The sequence below is a fragment of the Corynebacterium sp. LaCa117 genome (assembly GCF_046717765.1).
Classification (GTDB): domain Bacteria; phylum Actinomycetota; class Actinomycetes; order Mycobacteriales; family Mycobacteriaceae; genus Corynebacterium; species Corynebacterium kefirresidentii.
Genome location: NZ_CP177102.1, coordinates 295,576 through 313,264 on the forward strand (window position 1 = coordinate 295,576; position 17,689 = coordinate 313,264).

At 59.6% G+C, this 17,689-nt stretch carries 19 protein-coding genes and 1 pseudogene; 9 read left to right on the forward strand and 11 right to left on the reverse strand.

From position 1 onward, the window contains the following. Positions 1-73: 73 nt before the first annotated feature. Positions 74-739, forward strand: coding sequence for a hypothetical protein (locus tag ACLI1L_RS01520; protein WP_411707881.1), 666 nt, complete (start codon positions 74-76; stop codon positions 737-739). 161 nt (positions 740-900) lie between these two features. Here ACLI1L_RS01520 and ACLI1L_RS01525 read toward each other — a convergent pair whose 3' ends face one another. Beyond that, positions 901-1,380 (reverse strand): hypothetical protein, encoded by a 480-nt coding sequence (locus ACLI1L_RS01525; protein WP_411707882.1) that lies wholly within the window; start codon positions 1,378-1,380, stop codon positions 901-903. 665 nt (positions 1,381-2,045) lie between these two features. Continuing rightward, positions 2,046-2,225, reverse strand: coding sequence for a hypothetical protein (locus ACLI1L_RS01530; protein WP_157749111.1), 180 nt, complete (start codon positions 2,223-2,225; stop codon positions 2,046-2,048). A 48-nt stretch (positions 2,226-2,273) separates the two neighbouring features. Between ACLI1L_RS01530 and ACLI1L_RS01535 the strand changes: the two are divergent. After that, positions 2,274-2,472, forward strand: a pseudogene (locus tag ACLI1L_RS01535) (hypothetical protein). A 162-nt stretch (positions 2,473-2,634) separates the two neighbouring features. Continuing rightward, on the forward strand, positions 2,635-3,555 hold the full coding sequence (locus tag ACLI1L_RS01540) for an IS3 family transposase (protein WP_411707883.1): 921 nt from the start codon (positions 2,635-2,637) through the stop codon (positions 3,553-3,555). 49 nt (positions 3,556-3,604) lie between these two features. On the opposite strand, the gene ACLI1L_RS01545 is transcribed toward ACLI1L_RS01540, so the two are convergent. After that, positions 3,605-3,934: a hypothetical protein gene (locus tag ACLI1L_RS01545; RefSeq protein ID WP_411707884.1), complete on the reverse strand. Its 330-nt coding sequence runs from the start codon at positions 3,932-3,934 to the stop codon at positions 3,605-3,607. Between the two features lie 241 nt (positions 3,935-4,175). Between ACLI1L_RS01545 and ACLI1L_RS01550 the strand changes: the two genes are divergently transcribed. From ACLI1L_RS01550 to ACLI1L_RS01565, 4 genes are read left to right on the forward strand one after another with little or no spacing between them, the layout of a single operon-like run. Next, positions 4,176-5,522, forward strand: a complete 1,347-nt coding sequence (locus tag ACLI1L_RS01550) for a DUF445 domain-containing protein (protein ID WP_411707885.1) — start codon at positions 4,176-4,178, stop codon at positions 5,520-5,522. Between the two features lie 19 nt (positions 5,523-5,541). After that, positions 5,542-5,979 carry a CGLAU_01105 family protein gene (locus tag ACLI1L_RS01555; protein ID WP_411707886.1) on the forward strand — a complete coding sequence of 146 codons (438 nt, stop codon included), beginning with the start codon at positions 5,542-5,544 and terminating at the stop codon, positions 5,977-5,979. A 5-nt stretch (positions 5,980-5,984) separates the two neighbouring features. Continuing rightward, entirely contained in the window at positions 5,985-6,275 is a 291-nt protein-coding gene (locus tag ACLI1L_RS01560) for a DUF2516 family protein (RefSeq protein ID WP_049358765.1), read from the forward strand. Further along, complete coding sequence (locus tag ACLI1L_RS01565) at positions 6,275-6,802, forward strand: deoxyribose-phosphate aldolase (RefSeq protein WP_411707887.1); 528 nt, start codon at positions 6,275-6,277, stop codon at positions 6,800-6,802. Before ACLI1L_RS01560 ends, ACLI1L_RS01565 begins: the two co-directional genes overlap by 1 nt. Here ACLI1L_RS01565 and ACLI1L_RS01570 read toward each other — a convergent pair. From ACLI1L_RS01570 to ACLI1L_RS01580, 3 genes are all read right to left on the reverse strand, one after another. Then, a complete protein-coding gene (locus ACLI1L_RS01570) occupies positions 6,799-7,650 on the reverse strand; it encodes a DUF2993 domain-containing protein (protein ID WP_411707888.1) in 852 nt (283 codons plus the stop codon). The genes ACLI1L_RS01565 and ACLI1L_RS01570 overlap by 4 nt on opposite strands. Before the next feature lie 109 nt (positions 7,651-7,759). Continuing rightward, positions 7,760-8,572, reverse strand: coding sequence for a class I SAM-dependent methyltransferase (locus ACLI1L_RS01575; RefSeq protein ID WP_308767053.1), 813 nt, complete (start codon positions 8,570-8,572; stop codon positions 7,760-7,762). 20 nt (positions 8,573-8,592) lie between these two features. Beyond that, entirely contained in the window at positions 8,593-9,084 is a 492-nt protein-coding gene (locus ACLI1L_RS01580; RefSeq protein ID WP_411707889.1) for a DUF2505 domain-containing protein, read from the reverse strand. A 24-nt stretch (positions 9,085-9,108) separates the two neighbouring features. Here ACLI1L_RS01580 and ACLI1L_RS01585 point away from each other — a divergent pair, with 24 nt between their 5' ends. Continuing rightward, positions 9,109-10,215, forward strand: coding sequence for a UDP-N-acetylmuramate dehydrogenase (locus ACLI1L_RS01585; RefSeq protein ID WP_411707890.1), 1,107 nt, complete (start codon positions 9,109-9,111; stop codon positions 10,213-10,215). 143 nt (positions 10,216-10,358) lie between these two features. On the opposite strand, the gene ACLI1L_RS01590 is transcribed toward ACLI1L_RS01585, so the two are convergent. Beyond that, entirely contained in the window at positions 10,359-10,835 is a 477-nt protein-coding gene (locus ACLI1L_RS01590) for an S-ribosylhomocysteine lyase (protein WP_023020462.1), read from the reverse strand. 71 nt (positions 10,836-10,906) lie between these two features. On the opposite strand from ACLI1L_RS01590, the gene ACLI1L_RS01595 reads away from it, so the two are divergent. After that, the gene (locus ACLI1L_RS01595) at positions 10,907-12,178 is read left to right on the forward strand and encodes a YihY/virulence factor BrkB family protein (RefSeq protein WP_408923017.1); all 1,272 of its coding nucleotides are present in this window, start codon (positions 10,907-10,909) and stop codon (positions 12,176-12,178) included. Here the strand turns inward: ACLI1L_RS01595 and ACLI1L_RS01600 are convergent. The 4 genes from ACLI1L_RS01600 to ACLI1L_RS01615 all read right to left on the reverse strand — a co-directional run bounded on the left by ACLI1L_RS01600 (position 12,175) and on the right by ACLI1L_RS01615 (position 17,686). Continuing rightward, positions 12,175-13,692 (reverse strand): AMP-binding protein, encoded by a 1,518-nt coding sequence (locus tag ACLI1L_RS01600; protein WP_411707891.1) that lies wholly within the window; start codon positions 13,690-13,692, stop codon positions 12,175-12,177. The genes ACLI1L_RS01595 and ACLI1L_RS01600 overlap by 4 nt on opposite strands. 11 nt (positions 13,693-13,703) lie before the next feature. Next, positions 13,704-15,413: a long-chain-fatty-acid--CoA ligase gene (locus tag ACLI1L_RS01605; RefSeq protein ID WP_411707892.1), complete on the reverse strand. Its 1,710-nt coding sequence runs from the start codon at positions 15,411-15,413 to the stop codon at positions 13,704-13,706. Between the two features lie 70 nt (positions 15,414-15,483). Beyond that, entirely contained in the window at positions 15,484-15,969 is a 486-nt protein-coding gene (locus ACLI1L_RS01610; protein ID WP_411707893.1) for a methylated-DNA--[protein]-cysteine S-methyltransferase, read from the reverse strand. 1 nt (position 15,970) lies between these two features. After that, the gene (locus ACLI1L_RS01615) at positions 15,971-17,686 is read right to left on the reverse strand and encodes a long-chain-fatty-acid--CoA ligase (RefSeq protein WP_411707894.1); all 1,716 of its coding nucleotides are present in this window, start codon (positions 17,684-17,686) and stop codon (positions 15,971-15,973) included. Positions 17,687-17,689 lie beyond the last annotated feature (3 nt).

The window sequence follows — 17,689 nt, forward strand, 5'->3', positions numbered from 1 at the left end:
AGCCTCTATGCTTTCCCAGGGATAAACGCGAAGGGTACGTATGCATAAGTAACGTTAGGAATGAGGAATAATCGTGCACAGCATTCTCTGGGATAACTTTTGCGAGAATCAAAACTTAACTGAGTTTGAGGAAGTATCCGATCTGTCTTCTTCCGGTGTTCTAGCAAGTCTCATAAAGCACAATTCCGCTAGAGAAGTATCTTTTGACTGCGTCCATTATCCCGGAGGAACCACAGATAAACATGGGGCGTTCACCGACTATACGACCTACCATGTGGATGCTTTTCCTGCTCAATCTGAGATGATCACCTTTTGTGACGGGGAGAAAATTAATTATCTTGGCCCAGAGGTGCGCAACAATCAGATTATTCACCGGGCAGCACCACCGTCGAGCACCGGCTGGCCCCGCATTCTTCTGGACTACAAAGGGTATCCCGAATTCTGGGGAGATACACTCAAAAAGCCACCGCGACTTCATTATCCTCGGTCCATCACGTTAGCGAGAAAGCCTTTTGACTTTGAACATTATATTCGAGTCGTAAGCTATTCCGATACAGAAATGAGTGAGCATCAAATGTGGAAGGAGGCGGTCATCGATACAGAATTTTCCATGGCAGTTCTTTTAGCCCGTCATTGGGGATCAAACATTGATGATGTGTGGATCTCGCTTCACGTTGAAGAGCGTAGTGACTGGCGCGCACCCGAGAGCAAAACAATTGACTATTGCTGGGATTTTTAATGCTGGGATCGGAACTTTCTTATTCCTAGCTCTACAAGGCTGTATAAGCTAAAAGCAAAAGTGATGGCCTAGGGCCGATTTACTTACCGTGTTCAGTCAATGGTTTAACATGGGAAAAGGTCTAGACTAAAAAATAAATCCGATAAGACATAAGGAAAAGGTTAGCCGTGATTCGTTAGCGGAATGTAAAGCTCTGTGTCTACTCTTCTGTCTGCTTTCATCCTTCTCAATTCCATAAAATGCTGAGGAACGTTGTTGCTGACTTCCCCAAGCCACTCGATTTTATCTCCTGATCCATAGTCCAAGTCCCCGACAAATGGGTCTCCAGCAAGTTGATCCGCCCAACCTTTTACAGCAGTATCTTCCTCCGAAGAGACGCCCCCAGTACTCGGTATTGGGGGCAATTCCATACCAACATACGCAAGTCCTCGCGTAACTCTCATTACTGAAAATACGCAGTAGACGAATTGGGGAGTTCTCCAGGCCGCTCTAAGCTCGACAGCCCCTGGGGAAATCAGGTTTTCTTCAGCGAAATATCTCTTCAAAAGAGAATTCATATACCCTCCGAAAGCTGATGAGCTCCACTCAGTCTTCATGTTCCACACTTCACACTTCAATGCGCCAAAATTTTTGTCCTGCACCAATTCACTGTAGTTTACAGCCGAAAAATATTCTCAAGGGTTTATTTCTAGAATCGTGCTCTGAAGTGCCCCGAGTTTTGGAGGCAGAGCTCGCCCCAAGCAATAATAGAAATCAAGGCAAATTCCTAGGAACAAAACTCGGGGCAATTCAATTGGAACCACCGCAAGCCCGGACATCGAGGGCCGGAAAAATAAAGAAATCCCCCCGCTTACACCGGGCCGCCCTGGGTCAGAGCCAGAGTTTTTCGCGAGTGCGCATCAGCCAGATGCTTCCCCAGCGCGTGAGCTTGGGGTGAAAAGGAGTGCTGAATCTGGGGAGAGAAGCCGCGAGTCCTGCTGATAGCTTCAGCAGCCGCCAGAATGCGTACACATGCCGCCACTGCCCCGGAGTAATGTCCGGAGCCACCTAAGCGACCGACCGACCGACCGACGGAAGAACCCCCGCTAGTGCCCCTTTTTTTCACACTGGAGGCACGGCGCTCTCTCCCTCCCTCAGGAAGGCTGGGGGTTGCAGGGCTTGAGCAGCGTCGAAAATTCAAGCGGTGATTAGCGCCCTTGTTCGATAAAAGCTCCTAGTGCTTCAGCCACAAGGGCCTGCAGGGTGACGCCGCGCGAGCGGGCCGCATCAGTCGCTCGAGCCTTGAGGTCAGCAGGCACGCGTACGTTCATCGATACAAGCGCGGGGGGCGTGGCAGCGGCAGCTCCAGGGCGTGGAGGGTAGCGACTTGGACGTCCTCGACGGTGTAGTGCTCGCCTAGGCGGTGAGCAGCCTCCGGGGCGAAAGACTCCAGGCGGGCGCGGGCAGCTTGGGCAGCGGGTGAGGGCGGACGTTTACGTGTAGACATGATTTCATGTGTACACGACGGATAGCTAGGTTGCTGATTTTTGTTGAAGTGTCCCAGGTTTTGTTCCGTTTGAGTAGATGGGAAAATCTGGAACATGCCAAGGAAATTTGACCAGGATGCCAAGGACCGTGTGGTTCGTCTTGTGGAAGATCGCATCTTGGCGGAAAATATGTCGATGCAGGCGGCGTGCCAGGCAGTAGCTCCAAAGTTGGGGGTTTCATGGCACACGGCTCGTCAATGGACTTAAGCCTGCCCGCCGTTCGGGAAACGTCCCAGAGTCTGTGCCTGAAGATTTGGCCGCCGAAAAAGCGAGGTTGCGTCGTGAAAATCAAGAGCTACGCGATACTAATGAGCTACTGAAGGCTGCCTCGGCTTTTTTCGCGTCAGAACTCGACCCAAAACGTCGGAAATGATCCGGTTCATCGATGAATACCGGAATTGTTTCTCTGTTGAGTTCATTTGTAAGACGTTGAAAAGTAACCGGGCTGGTGGGTTTATCACCTCGCGTGGGTATCGCCAGTCCAAGGCCCGTGGATTAAGCGCTCGTCGCCTTCGCGATGCTGTTCTGGTTGAACGCATTAGTGCTGTTCATCGAGACAATTACGGCGTCTACGGCGTGCGGAAAATGTGGCATGCTCTCCGCCGTGACGGAATAGATATCGGTCGTGAACAAACCGCTCGGTTGATGCGCCTGGCCGGTGTTTCTGGCAAAGGCAAAGGTGGATCACCAATTACAACCCGAAAAGCTAACATGCCTGATCTGCGCCCAGACTTGGTCGAGCGTAAATTCAAAGCTCAAGGACCGAATAAGCTGTGGGTTGCTGACATTTGCGTATGTGCGCACGAAAAAGGCTTTGTGTATGCCGCGTTTGTCACCGACGTTTACTCCCGACGGATCGTTGGGTGGGCGTTATCAGACTCCATGCGTACCGAAGCACTGCCGCTGCAAGCTCTCAACCAGGCGATCGTGTGTGCTGAGGAAACAACAGGTCTCATTCACCATTCGGATCAAGGCTCGCAGTATGTCAGCGTGGTCTACAACGAGCGACTTGCCCAGCACGGGATTGCCGCTTCTACTGGGACTGTTGGCGACTCCTATGACAATGCTCTTGCTGAAAACGTTAACGGCTCCTACAAGAACGAGCTGATCCATACTCGCAGGTGGAATGACGTTGTCCAAGCAGAAATCGCTACGTTCGAGTGGGTGTCATGGTGGAACGAGACGAGACTTCACCAAAGCTTGGGATACCGAACCCCAGTCGAAGTGGAAACCGAATTTTGGAAGCAGAACCCGCCGCAAGAAATAATAGAAATCAAGGCAAATGCCTAGGAACAAAACTCGGGGCACTTCAATGTCAGTGGTTGTGCTGGTGGTAGGCCTATATGTTGCGGGGGAGTAGTGGGGCTGCGTGGCTTTTACGCCAGTTGCTGGTGGTTCGGAATGCTTGGCCTTGGCGCAAAATCTTGCGGCCAATTTCGCCGCGTTTGAACCCGAAAAGGGCGTGGAACATTTTCACCGTGGCGGTCGCATCGGCTACTGCCGCGTGTGCGTCCGGATTATCTAGTCCTAGGCGGTCGAGGAGTGTCGGTAGGCTGTAGGGGCCACGGTCCAGTAATTGCTTGGCAAGGTCAATGGTGCCAATAACGGGGAAGAACTCGTCCGTGGCATCGTCGACACCGGACGTGCGGGCTGTTTCCGTGAGGATCAATTTTGAACCCGAAGAGGGCATTGGCAGGCGTCCATAATTAATGAACCGAGTTCTAGCGAAAATGTGGTTTCCTGAACCCCTAGGTACTCTAAGACGCCTTCCAAGGAACCTGACTTCAGGATGATGCTCACATTCTTCGTTCATAAACTTAACTACTGAAGGCAGAGGTCGAGTGCTTTTAAATACGCACTAGGCTTAATAGCCGAAATCCGAATACACCTTCCCAACCCAAGGAGAACTCATGACGCACCGCGCGGACGAAGGCCTCGAATCGGCAGCCGCATCGGCACCGGAGCCGGCATCGTCGGGTGCTGCTCCCGTTCCGCAGGCCGGTAACCAGGAGGCCCGGCGGGCGGACTTGCGGCGGTGGAAGGCGATTGCGCTGTCGTTCCTGATTGGTGCGGCGGTGATCTTTTTGGGGTGTTCGTGGTGGCAGGCGTCGGAAAGCGGGGCACCAGTGTGGGTGGGCTACGTGCGTGCAGCGGCCGAAGCCGGCATGGTGGGTGGCCTGGCGGACTGGTTTGCAGTGACCGCGCTCTTCCGCCGGCCTATGGGACTGCCCATCCCACATACGGCGCTGATTCCGAATAACAAAGACCGCGTGGGCGATGCCCTGAGTGACTTTGTGGAGGAAAACTTCCTCACCGCGGATGCGCTGAGCGCCAAGGTGCGCGAGGCAGAGCTACCGCTATGGCTAGCGCGCCAGGGGGTCGAGCCCGGCAAGGCGGAGGAAGTCTCCGCTTGGATTGGTGAGCGTGCGGCCAGCGTGGTGTCGGATTTGGATCCTGCGGAGGCGGAGCACTTCATCCGCACCCAGGTCATGGACCGCCTAGCCGAGCCGGAGTGGGGCCCGCCGCTGGGCAGGCTGCTGGAGGGCTATATTGCAGATGGCAAGGCGCGCCCCCTGGAAGACGACCTCATTGAGTGGGCACACGGAAAGATTTTAAGCATGGAGTCCACCGTGGTCACCGCCATTGATGAGCGCATGCCCGGCTGGGCGCCGCGCTTTGCCCGCGAGATGGTGGGGGAGAAGGTCTATACCGAGCTCGTAGAATTCGCCGATGAGGTCCGCCGCAACGGCAACCACGAGGCACGCCTAGCCATTCGCCGCAACTTGTCCAAGCTGGCCTCCGATCTGCAGTGGGATGAGGACATGCGCGGGCGCATCGAGGGCATCAAGCAGGAGATGCTCGCCTCTGACCAAGCACAGCAGGCGCCAGCCGCCATGTGGCGTACGGTCTCCACCACGCTCATTGACCAGCTCAATGACTCGGAGTCCTTCCTACGCCAAAAGATAACGGCCAAAGTCAAGGAGCTGGCGCACCGCCTGCTCGAGGACTCCGAATTCTTAGCCCAGGCCAATGCGCTCGTGGACAAGGCCGCGCGCTATGCCGTGGAGAAATTCGCCCCGGAAATCATCGCGATTATTCCAGAAACCATCAAACGCTGGGATGCGGAGGAAGCCTCCCAAAATATCGAGCTCATGGTAGGCAAGGACCTGCAATTTATTCGTTTGAACGGCACCGTCGTCGGTTCCCTGGCAGGATTGGTGATATTCGCAGTCAATCACCTTATCTTTGGCGCTTAGACAAAAGGAGTAATGAACAATGCGCGATAATAAGAAGATTTTTGATTCCCTCAAGGATGCGGGCAGCGCTGCCTTTGACGTAGCCAAGGACTTCGGCGGACGCCTGCAGGAGGAGCGCGCCCAGCACGCTCATGGCGCGGAGGCCAAAAGCCCCTATGGCGCCTCCGGCAAGGAGGGCCTGGTGGATAAGGCCACTGCCACCGCGAAGGAATTCGGTGCCACTGTGAAGAAGGCTGCGGATGGCACCCGCGAGTCCGCTGCTTTCGACGCCGCTAAGGGCAAGTTCTCCACCGCCTATAACGAGACCCGCGAGGGCGTCATGGACGCCTATAATTCCGCCCAGGCCCGCCGTGCGGAAAAGAAGAATGCGGCGCGCCCTGGCCAGGATTCGGCTCCTTCGCACGGCGATAATATTATCGATGGCGAAGTAATCGACACCGACGACCCACAGAATTAACCTGCATGAATTCACTTTTTGAAATTGCGTACTACTTGGATGCCTATATTTTGCGCATCCTCGCCCTGACCGCCATCATCGGCGCGATCCTCGCCGCCACCACGCGCGAGGATGCCTTCCGAGCCGGCGACCGTCAAGGTAAGTGGGTGTGGGTAGGCCTGCTGGCCGGCTCCGCAGTAGCGATGGCCACTGGCTTGGCTTTTCTGTCTTGGATCGGCGCCGTCATTACCGGCGTGTACTGGTTTGATGTGCGCCCGCAGCTCAAGGCCATTATCAACGGCGACTACAGCTACTAATGCTTAATTTGCTTGACGCCCCGGCCGCGACGGTCAAGGAGCGCGCCGCCGATAACACCGTCCTCGTCTCCCCGCACCATGTTTCCCTTGCCGCAGGCGCGGGCGCGGCCGATATTATTTCTGTCGCGGGGTATCCCACCGGCCGCCACCACACTCTTATCAAGGCCTCCGAGGCGCGCCTGGCCATCCAATCGGGCGCCAGCGAGGTATGGGTCAGCCTCGATGCGAGCGTAGCGGATGCCAATGCCGTGCTCTCCGAGCTCATTGCCATCCGCGAGGCCTGCCCCGATCCGGCCCGCTTGGGCCTCATCGTGCCGGACGCCCCGCTTGCCGACGCCACCCTTAAAGCCGCCCACCAAGCCGGCTACCAGCGCCTCATTGTGCGCAGCCGCAAGACCGCGGATTGCGCGGAATCCGCGGCCGGTGAAAAAGGCAAGGAAAAAGGCAAGGAAAAAGGCAAGGAAAAAGGACCGGCGTCGGCTGCTACCACTCTTCCGGTCCTCGAGTTTCCCGCTCCCGCGGTTTAGGCGGCTTTCTCCTGCGCGTCCTGCTGCGGCGCGCCATTGCCCGTGGCGCCGCCCTGGCCCGCGGAGTCACCGCCGCCGGCGAACTTATCTATGTCCTTCATCGGAACATCGGTGCCGGTGATGGTGAGCTTGAGCTCGCCATCGAGCACCTCTACGGAATCGACGTTCATGTCAGAACCCACGAACTGATCCGACATGCCATTTTGCAGGGCGGAGGAGATGGCTTCGGTGGCCTGATCCGGCAGCTCGAGGCCAAAGATGGAGGCCTCGGTGGCGCGGATATCGAGCTTTCCATCGTGGGCGGTGGGCTCCAGCGAGAGGTTGGCAAGGCCGCCGGCAAACTTCACGTCCAGCACGTGGTCTTGCTCATTGGCGTTAATCTCCGTGACCACCATATTGCCCACCTTCTCGCTGCCGGCCTGCTCGGAAATGCCTTTTTGGAAGGAAGCCAGCAGGTAGTCATCCGGCACGGTGGTGGAAGCGCGCAGCTTGCCGGCCACCGGATTCTCCTGGTCGGTGCTCATATCTTCTACGTGGATCTCTGAGGCAGGTTGGCCCTTGATATCAGTGCCGTCGATTTGCAGGGTGGACGGCGTGGTCATATCCATCTGGGAAATGGAGCCCTTAAACAGCCCTACGAGCAGCGGGCTGCCGCCAAAGCTGACGGAGGGATCTTCTTTGACCTGGATACCCTCTTCCTCGGCAGCCTGGTTAAATTGCGAGGTCATCTGGTGACCGATGAACCAGCGCAGACCGAATTCGGCCAAGAGGATGAGCACGAGTAGTGCCACGAGGATGCCAATGATGATTTTCCAGGCGAGTGAACCTGCCGATTTCTTCGAAGCCATGCGTACCAGTGTGGCGCATGAGACGGCGCGGGGCAAAGTTTGCGGGAGTTCTCGGACACATTGCTAGGCATTTCACAGCTGCCCCAGCTGTCATCACCGAGCTGCGCGTTTAGTCCCGTGGCGCGACGGACTCCCAGTCCACGGTCAGCACATTATCGCGCAGGCGCCGGCGGATGGGGTGGATAGTAAAGGGGGCGTCGGCAAGCGCGGCTCGTGCCATGCGCCAACGCACGCGCGGGCCGTAGGGCGCCCACCCCGCCGCGTGGTCCCAGGCCTCGTCGGCGGCTTTGAGCAGCTCGTGGATGGGCTCGCCGGGAACGTTGCGGTGAATGAGGATTTTGGGCAGGCGCTCGGCGATGTCTGAGGGCCGCGCCACATCGAACGGGTCCCACGCCAGGGTGAGTGTCCGCGGGCCGTGGGCATCCAGCAGCAACCAGGCCGCGCGCCGGCCTAGCTCATCGCAGGTTCCCTCCACAAAGAAGCCACCGGGGGCCAGCCGAGAACACACCGTCTGCCAGGCCTCCTGGACCTGGTCCACGTCGTATTGGCGTAGCACATTGAACGCGCGCACCAGTTGCGGCCGGTAGCCAGCCAGTTCAAAACCGCCAAGCTCGAAGCGCACGCCATCGCGCGGCGGCAGAACCCGGTCCGGGTGGATTTCGAGCCCGCGGACGTCTACCTGCGGATTCGCCCGGCGCAGCCACCCTGCCCATTCCACGGTGGTGGCGTGCGAGGCCCCGTAGCCTACGTCGAGCGCGAGCGGCTTTTCCACGTGCCGCAGCAGCGTGGAAATCTCCGGGTGCGCGAGCATCCATCTATCGCAGCGGCGCAGGCGATTGTGATTGGTAGTGCCGCGGGTAATAACGCCAAAAGGCCGACCCGCAGCTGCGCTAGCGCGCAGATTATGTGCGTGGTCGGCCATAGATTTCTGTTCTGTAGAACTTAGGCGTTCTCAGAAATCCACTGCTCGGTGAGCTTTCCTTCGTTATCGAAGAGCTCAGCCAGGGATTCGCCCACCTTCGGCTCGATGGCGGCACCCATCATCGGGATATTGACGGAAATCTCGTTGACGTAGGACAGCTTGGTCATCTCGCCCTCACCAGCCAGGGAGATATCGCCCTTGAAGTCCACCGGGGTGCCCTTGACATCTGCGGTGTAGTTAACGTCAGCAGCTTCACCGTTGAGCTCGCCTACGGTGACCACGCGCTTGACCTTGAGGTCCTGGGAGACCATGGCGCGCACTGCCTCTGGCAGCAGGGTGGTCGGCAGGACCTCGAAAAGGGTGGCAACGTTATCGCTGAAGTCATGCACCTGACCCGCCTCAGGGGAGAGGTTGGCCACGATGTACTCCCAGTATTCCTTGGTGAGCAGCGCCTTGTACACCTTTTCGATGGGCTGATTGATGGTTACGGTGTTTTCACTACGGGTTGACATGCTTAACAGACTACCTTGGTAGGCGTGCTTGATAAATCTTTGACGCAACAGCTCACAGCGATCGACGGCGTGGAACTGGACTCCACTGCCACCTTCGCAGATCTGACTACGCTGCGTGTGGGTGGAAAACCGCAGGCCGCACTGCGCTGCTCGCAGCCGGATGCCGCCGTGTCCGTTGTCCGCGCCCTGGATCGCGCTGCGGTGAAGTTCATAGTCGTCGGCGGCGGGTCCAACCTCTTGGTGGCCGATGGCTCCGTGGATGTCGTCGCTGTCATCCTCGACTTTGATGAGGTGTCCATGGACCCCGAATCCGGTCTGGTGCGCGCGCAGGCGGGCGCCAACTGGGATGACGTGGTGGCTCGCTCCGTTCAGCTTGGCCTGGGTGGCATCGAGTGCCTGTCCGGCATCCCCGGCACGGTGGGCGCGGTTCCGGTGCAAAACGTGGGCGCCTATGGCGCAGAAATCTCCGAGGTACTTACCCGCGTGCGCCTTTATAATCGCCGCACCGATACCGATGAGTGGGTCCCCGCCTCCGATCTGGAGCTGGCGTATCGCTATTCCAACCTAAAGTTCACCGGCCGCGCCGTCGTGCTCGAGGTAGAACTCCAGCTCAACAACGATGGCCTATCCCGCCCGTTGCGCTTTGGCCAACTTACTCAGAACCCGGGCGAGCGCCGCCCCGTGTCTGAGGTCCGCGAGGAGGTCTTAAAGCTGCGCCGCGGCAAGGGCATGGTGCTCGACCCTTCCGATCATGACACCTGGTCTGCCGGCTCCTTCTTCACCAACCCGGTGGTGGACTCCGCTCTTGCCGACGCCGTGCAGGCCAAGGTTCGTGCCTCGCTTGGCGACGCCACCGCGGACTCCATGCCCCGCCACCCCTCCTCCGAGGCCGACCGGGAAAAGCTTTCCGCGGCCTGGCTCATTGATCGCGCCGGGTTTGCCAAGGGCTACCCAGGCTCTGGCCGGGCTACGCTTTCGACCAAGCACACGCTGGCGCTCACCAACCGCGGCGAGGCCACGGCCGCCGATATCGTGGACCTTGCCCGCACCATCCGCGACGGCGTCCGCGATGCTTTCGACGTGGAGCTCGTGCCCGAACCCGTCTGGATTGGCCTCGCCCTCGACGAGTAGCGCGAGGTTGCCGCTTCACATTGGGGCCTAAAACCTATAAAGCGGCCACGATAGCGCCCTAAACCACACGGTTTTCGGGTCTATCGTGGTCGCTTTGCGGGCGTGGCGCCTGTCGCGTTTGTTGCGCCGCGAAGGTTTCTGGATTAGGCCGCCATGACCTGAAGCCACTCATCCTTAGCACCCAGGAAAGCGCGTGCCGCTTCCTGCGCACCTTCCAGGCTGTGGTGCGCACCCCAACCGCACTGCTCTTCGTTGGCCGCGGGTACCTCGGTGGCGTTAAGAATATCGTTGAGCGCGCCTTCTACCGCGCGCAGCAGCTCGTCTTGTTCCATGCCATTAGTGATGGCATAGAAGCCGGTACGGCAGCCCATTGGGGCAAAACCGATGAGCTTATCGGTGTAATTGCGCATGAAGTTGGCCATCATGTGCTCCACCGAATGCAGCGCCTTGGTATCAAGGTGATCTTGATTAGGCTGGCAGAAGCGCAAGTCGTACTTAATGATTTCGACGCCGCCGCCCAAGTCCGTGCGGTCGGCCACGCGAATATACGGCGCGCTGACGAGGCGGTGGTCGAGTTCGAAGGACTTTACGTTGAGCTTCTTATCATTCTGTTCAGTCATGCTTCTCCAGTGTAATCACAGCTGAGTGTCACTTCCTGAAATAGATTCTTTACCGCATACGCTGGGATAATATGAGCACACTGGACGATTCCGCCGAGGTCCCTGGCGCCGCGAGCACGGCGGGCGAAGACCTGTCGGCCGACGCCCCGTATGTCGACGAGCCGACCGCCACTGCATGGCCGAGCGCCCCGGCCACTCCGGTAAGCGAATCCGTCTATGAGGGCGCGGATAAAATCGTGCCGAGTACCGCGCCCACCGTGGTAAAGATTGAAGGCCACACCGAAGATGTGGACCCGCTGGCTCGCGGCAACCGCCTGCGCAAGGAAAGCTGGGGGCTGGTGCTCCGCCGCGTGTGGGCGGACTTCTTCCACGATGCCTTGATGGATCGCGCCGCCACGATGACGTACTTCACGCTCATGGCCTTTGCCCCTACGGTGCTCGCGGCCTATTCGATAGCCACGCTCATCTTTTCCTCTCGGCGCGCCGAGGTACACGAATTAACCGCGCAGTTCATTGCGGATTACGTGCCCAGTTCGATGACGGAGCAGGCCGAGCACCTCGTGGGCTCCATCATTGGTTCCACAGCCCAAGGCACCTTCGCGTTGGTGGTATCCGTGCTGGTTTCTCTTTTTGCCGCCTCGGCCTATGTGCGTGCCTTCTCGCGCACCGCCAATACCGTCTACGGGCGGGTAGAGGGCCGCGGAATAATCCGCACCTGGGCACTCATGTGGGGGCTTACTATCGTCCTGGTCATCGGCGCGGTTATCGTGCTTTTTGCTAACCTGCTGCGCGATACCATTGTCAGCGGTGTGGTTGAACCGTTAGCCGGCAAGCTAGAGATGCAAGGCACCGCGGACTTTTTGGGCGGCATCTTTATGCCGGTGTGGAATTGGCTGCGCTTCCCGCTCACCGTGGTGGTCGTGCTGACGTTGATTGCCATCCTGTACCACTTTTCCCCGAATGTGCGGCCGGCGCGCTTCCGCTGGATAACTCTCGGTTCCGTGGTGGCGCTTAGCACCAATGTCGTGGTGTGGGGAGCCTTCGCGCTGTATACCCAGCGCTTTGCTGGGGCCAGCGTCTACGGCGCCTTCAGCCTCATCATGGCCGTATTCATGGCCGTATGGCTATCTAATACGATGCTCATTTTGGGCATCAAAATTGATGCGGAGGTATTGCGAGCCAAAGAGCTGCAACTGGGCCTGCACGCCGCGCGGCATATTCAGGCCCCGCCGCGTTCCGATGCCGCCGCCAAATCCCAAGCCCGTGCCCAACATGACCTGGAAGAGCGGTCCGAGCGCATCTACAAACAAGCGGTGCGTAAAGCAGAAAACGACGCAGACTAATCGCGGTGAAGGCGGGCGAGGAGATCGCGGCGGCGCAGCTTGCCTAGCTGATCTTCGGCGAGCTTATCCATGACAAAGAATTTTTGCGGCACCTTATAGCGCGCCAGCAGCCCGCGGCAATGCTCGCGCAAGGCAGCTTCGTCGAGCCGGGCACCAGGAGACAGGACCACGCAGGCAGCGACGTCCTCAGAACCATCGGAGCGGGGAGTGCCTACGACGGCGGCTTGGGCGATATCGGGGTGGGAGGTTAAAGCCTCCTCCACCTCCCCGGGATAAACATTGAAGCCGCCGGTAATGATGATTTCTTTAATGCGGCCCACCAACCGGATATGGCCATCGGGCTCGCGCACGCCCATGTCTCCGGTGCGGAACCAGCCCTCGTGGAAGGCGGCTGCGGTAGCGGGGGCGTCGGCAAGGTAGCCGCCAAAAACCTGCGGGCCGCGGGCGAGGATCTCGCCGGCCACGCCATCCGGTTGGGTACGGCTGAGATCGGCCGGATCGCCGATGCGCAGCTGCGTATCCGGTAAAGGCAGGCCGATGGTGCCGGCGCGTCGGCTGTCATCAAGGGGATTGATGGTCAGCACAGGAGAGGTTTCTGTCAGCCCGTAGCCTTCCACCAGCAGGCCGCCGGTGCGTGCCTCCCATGGCTCGATGATGCGTGAGGGGAGCGAGGCCGCGCCCGAGATGGAATAGCGCACCCCGCCGAGATCCGAGGGAGACTCGGAATCAGCGGCAGTGGCAGCGTAGTTCATGGCGCGCTCGTAGATGGTAGGCACGCCCGGCATCCAGGTGGGGCGGCGGGTGGCAAGCGCTTCCGTCACTGCGTCGGTGTGTGGAGCGGCAAGCAGGATAATCTCGGCCGCGCAGCGCACCGCAAGCAGCACGCTCATCGTCAGGCCATAGGAATGGAACATGGGCAACGCGGCCAGGAAGCGCTCATGGCCGGGGCGCAGTGGGGCCTGAGTTTCTAGCTGCAAGCAGTTGGCAGCGAGGTTGCCGTGGGTTAAGACCACGCCCTTGGGGCGGGCGGTGGTGCCGGAGGTGTAGAGGATAAGGGCGGCGTCGGCAAGCGCGGCTGGGTACGGCTCCACCGGGGTACCGGAAAGGGGAAGGGGCTTGCTAAGGGAAACGGAGATGGTGGTCTCCACCTGCGCGGAAACGGTGGGGGCAATGTCCTCCCAGGCAATGGCCACGCGGGCGCCATGATGGGCGAGCAGCGGGGTGAGCTCGTGCGCGGTATAGCGCGGGTTATGCTCCACCACCACCGCGCCTAGGCGCAGGATGGCGAAGAATGCCACCACGTGTTGCGGGCAATTAGGGAGTAGGAGCGCCACCCGGTCGCCGGGGCGCACGCCCATCTCGCGCAAGGCGCCGGCCGCGGCCGCCACCTGGGCATCGAGCTCGCTATAGGTTAGCGTGTGGCCGGCGAAGTAGGTGGCCGGGCGCTGTGGAAACTGTGCGACGGCCGCCGTGAGGAAATCCGTCAAGGTAGCGCCATAGTGAATTTCTGCCATAGCCGATAAGTTTAGGCCTTTGCCTCCAACAGCTCGAGCAGGTCCTTACGCACCTGGTGGCGGCGAATCTTGCCTAGATGGTCGCGCGCCAAATCCTCAAAGTGATAGAACGTGCGCGGGACCTTGTAGCGGGTAAGGCGCTCGCGGCAAAATTCCTTCAATCCCTCGGGATCGAGCACGGCGCCATCGCGCAGGGTGACGCAGCCGACGACGTCCTCCGAACCATCCTGGCGGGGGCGACCCACGGCGGCGACGTCCACCACATCGGGGTGCTGCGCGATGGCCTCTTCCACCTCGGCGGGATACACGTTGAAGCCGCCGGTGATGATGATTTCCTTAATGCGGCTGACTAGGCGGACCCAGCCGTCTTCTTCCATGACTGCCATGTCTCCGGTGCGGAACCAGCCGTTATGGAAGGACTCCTCTGTTGCTTCTTGGTTGCCAAAATAGCCTTGGAAAATTTGCGGACCACGCGCGAGCAACTCGCCTGGCTGGCCATCAGGCTGGGTTTCATCCAGATTCTTCGGATTGGCAATGCGTACCTCGGCATCTGGGAATGGGAGCCCCACATAGCCAGGGCGATTCTTTCCGTTCATTGGGTTGCCAATTAACACGGGGGAGCACTCGGTCATGCCAAAGCCTTCTACGAGTCGTCCGCCGGTCATGGACTCCCACCGTTCCACGATTTCTACGGGCAGTGTAGCGGCACCGGAAAAAGCGTTGCGGATGCCGCTTAAGTCCACGTCTTTGTCTTCGGCTGCGTCCATGATCTTCTGATAGAGGGTGGGAACCCCTGGCAGCCAGGTAGGCGTGCGCTTTTTCACGATGTCCAGGATGAGCGGCATTTGTGGGGAAGGAAGCAAGATAAGCTCGGCGCCCATGTACACGCTAAAAATGCACAGTGTGGTCATGCCGTAGGCGTGAAACATCGGTAATGCGGCGAGGAAGCGCTCTTTGTGCTTTCCCATTTCTGGAACCCAAGCTTGGCCTTGGACGCAATTAGCTATGAGATTACCGTGCGAGAGCATTCCGCCTTTGGGTTTTCCGGTGGTGCCGGAAGTGTAAAGGATGAGCGCGACGTCAGCCTGGCTGATGCGTGGCATTTCTAGGGCGCTGCCGTCGCCGCCAATAGCTGAGCCGATCAGGGTAGACCACGCTACTGTGTTTGGTGCATGCTCGGTGAGCTGCTCGCGTTTAGCAGCTAGCGGTGGGATAGGCAGGCGGAGCGCGAGGCGCTTGAGTGGTGGCATGGCATCGACCATGTTGACGGAGACGATGGTCTCTAGCGGGGTAGTCGAGCGCAGCTTTTCCAGCGTGGAGGCGGTTTTATCCCAAGAGATTGCTACGCGGGCACCATGATCTCGGAAAAGGCCTTCCAATTCGTGGGCGGTATAAAGTGGGTTGTGCTCGACCACGGTGGCACCAAGTAGCTGCACCGCATAGAAGGCCGCGACGTGCTGAGGGCAGTTGGGCAGCACGATGGCCACCTTGTCGCCTGGGCGAATACCAAAAGCCTTGAGCCCGGCCGCGGCGGCGCGCACTTGGGCGTCGAGCTCCGCGTAGGTCTGCGTGCGGCCGAAGAAATAGGTGGCGGGTTTATTGGCGTTGACCCGCAGGTTATCGCGGTAATAGTCGACGATGGTTTTATTACCGTAGTCCAGCGTGTGAGGGGTCCATTCGCTGTAGTGATCGAGCCAAGCTCGGGAGGTGGAAGCGGACACGCAAAAACCTTTCGTTTGGGTAAATAATTAGTTTTAAAAAATCAGTATAGAGAAAACGTGAAGAAGCCCTCTAGTTTTCTTCCAGTGTCAGCAAAAAATGTTTGGCTTCCAGACCGCCCGCATAGCCGCCGAGCCCGCCGTCGCTGCGCAGCACCCGGTGGCATGGCCGCACGATGAGCAGGGGATTGGCACCGCACGCACTGCCCACGGCCCGCGTCGCGCCGGGCCGGCCCAGCAGCTTGGCGACGTCGCGGTAGGTGACCGTCTCCCCATAGCCAATCTCGGCCAGTTGCGCATGCACTGCGGCGCGAAAGTCGGTCGTCGCAGGCGGGTCGAGGGGCAGCTCGAAGGCGCGGCGCTGGCCGGCGAAATACTCCGCGAGCTGTGCCTGGGCGGCGTCGAGCACGTCCGCGCTGCGCTTTTCGATGCCCCCTTCCTCTACACCGCCCACCGCTTCCTGCAGGGTGCTGGCCGCGGTGAATTCGACGCGGGAAACCCGCCGCGGGCTCGCCTGCAAACGCAGGGGTCCGAGGGGGCTATCGATTAGGCGGAACAAGTTAATTCTGCTCGGCCTCGAGGCGGCGGATGAGGTCTGCCTGGACCTCGCGGCGGCGGATCTTGCCCATCTGGTCCTTGGCCAGCTCCTCAAAGTGGTAGAAGGTGCGCGGGACCTTGTAGCGGGTCAGGCGCTCGCGGCAGTAGTCCTTGAGTCCCTCCGGGTCCAGGGCGGCGCCATCGGCGAGGTCGAGGCAGGCCACGACGTCCTCGGAGCCGTCTTCGCGTGGGCGGCCGACCACGGCGACGTCATCGATACTCGGGTGCTCGCGCAGGATTTCTTCCACCTCGCCCGGATACACGTTGAAGCCGCCGGTGATGATGATTTCCTTGATGCGGCTGACCAGGCGGATGAAGCCGTCTTCTTCCATGACGCCCATGTCACCGGTGCGGAACCATTCGCCGTGGAAGGCGGCCTCGGTGGCCTCCTCGTTGTTGAGGTAGCCCTTGAAGATCTGCGGACCGCGGGCCAGCACCTCGCCTTCGACGCCGTCCGGCTGGGTCTCGTCCAGGTTATCCGGGTTGGCAATGCGCACCTGGGTATCCGGGAACGGAATGCCCACGTAGCCTGGGCGGCGGTCGGTGCTCATGGGATTGCCCACAATAATCGGCGAGCACTCGGTGAGGCCGTAGCCCTCCACCAAGAGGCCGCCGGTGTAGTTCTCCCACTTGTTGACCGTGTCCGAAGGCAGGGTAGATGCGCCGGAGAAGGCCGCGCGCACACCCTTGATGGGGATTTCTTGATCCTCGGCGGCCTTCACGATGCGCTCGTAGAGCGTCGGCACGCCCGGTACCCAGGTTGGGGTGTGCTTTTTCATCAGCTGCATAATGAGCGACATATCTGGCTTAGGCAGGATAACCAGCTCGCCGCCGATAAACTGCGCCAGGGTCACGTTCATGGTCAGGCCATAAGCATGGAAGAAGGGGAGGGCGGCGAGCATGCGCTCGGGCTTATCGCCCAAGCCCGGTACCCACGCCTTGCCCTGCAGGAGGTTGGAAAACAGGTTCCCGTGCGAGAGCATGGCGCCCTTCGGGGCGCCGGTGGTACCAGAGGTATACATGATGAGCGCGATGGTGTCCTTGTCCACGTCTTCCGGCGTGGTGATATCGCTGCCGTCGCCACCGATTGCGTTGCCCACCAAAGTTTCCCACGGCACGGTATTTGGCGCCGGGGAAGATAGCTGCTCGCGCTTGGACTTGAGCGGCGGGATAGGCAGGCGCAAAGCGGCGCGCTGCAGGGTGGGCATGGCGTTGATCATGTTGATGGACACGACCGTTTCCAGGTTGGTGGTTGCCCGCAGCTTCTCCAGCGTGGGCGCGGCCTTGTCCCAAGCGATGGCGATGCGCGCGCCGTGATCTTGGAAAAGGCCTTCCAACTCATGGGCGGTGTAGAGCGGGTTATGCAGTACCACCTGCGCACCGAGCTTCAGAATGGCATAAAACGCCGCGATGTACTGCGGCGAGTTGGGCGCGACGATCGCTACGCGGTCACCTGGCCGCACGCCGAAGGCCTTCAGGCCCGCGGCCGCTGCGCGAACCTGGCGGTCTAGCTCAGCATAGGACTGCGTACGGCCAAAGAAATAGGTTGCCGGCCGATCCGCGTTGAGTTTCAGGTTGTTGTCATAAATATCCAGCAGCGTGGTATCGCCATAGTCCAGCGTATGCGGTGTCCATTCCGGGTAGTACTGGAGCCAAGCCTTTGTTTCATATGCGGACAAAAC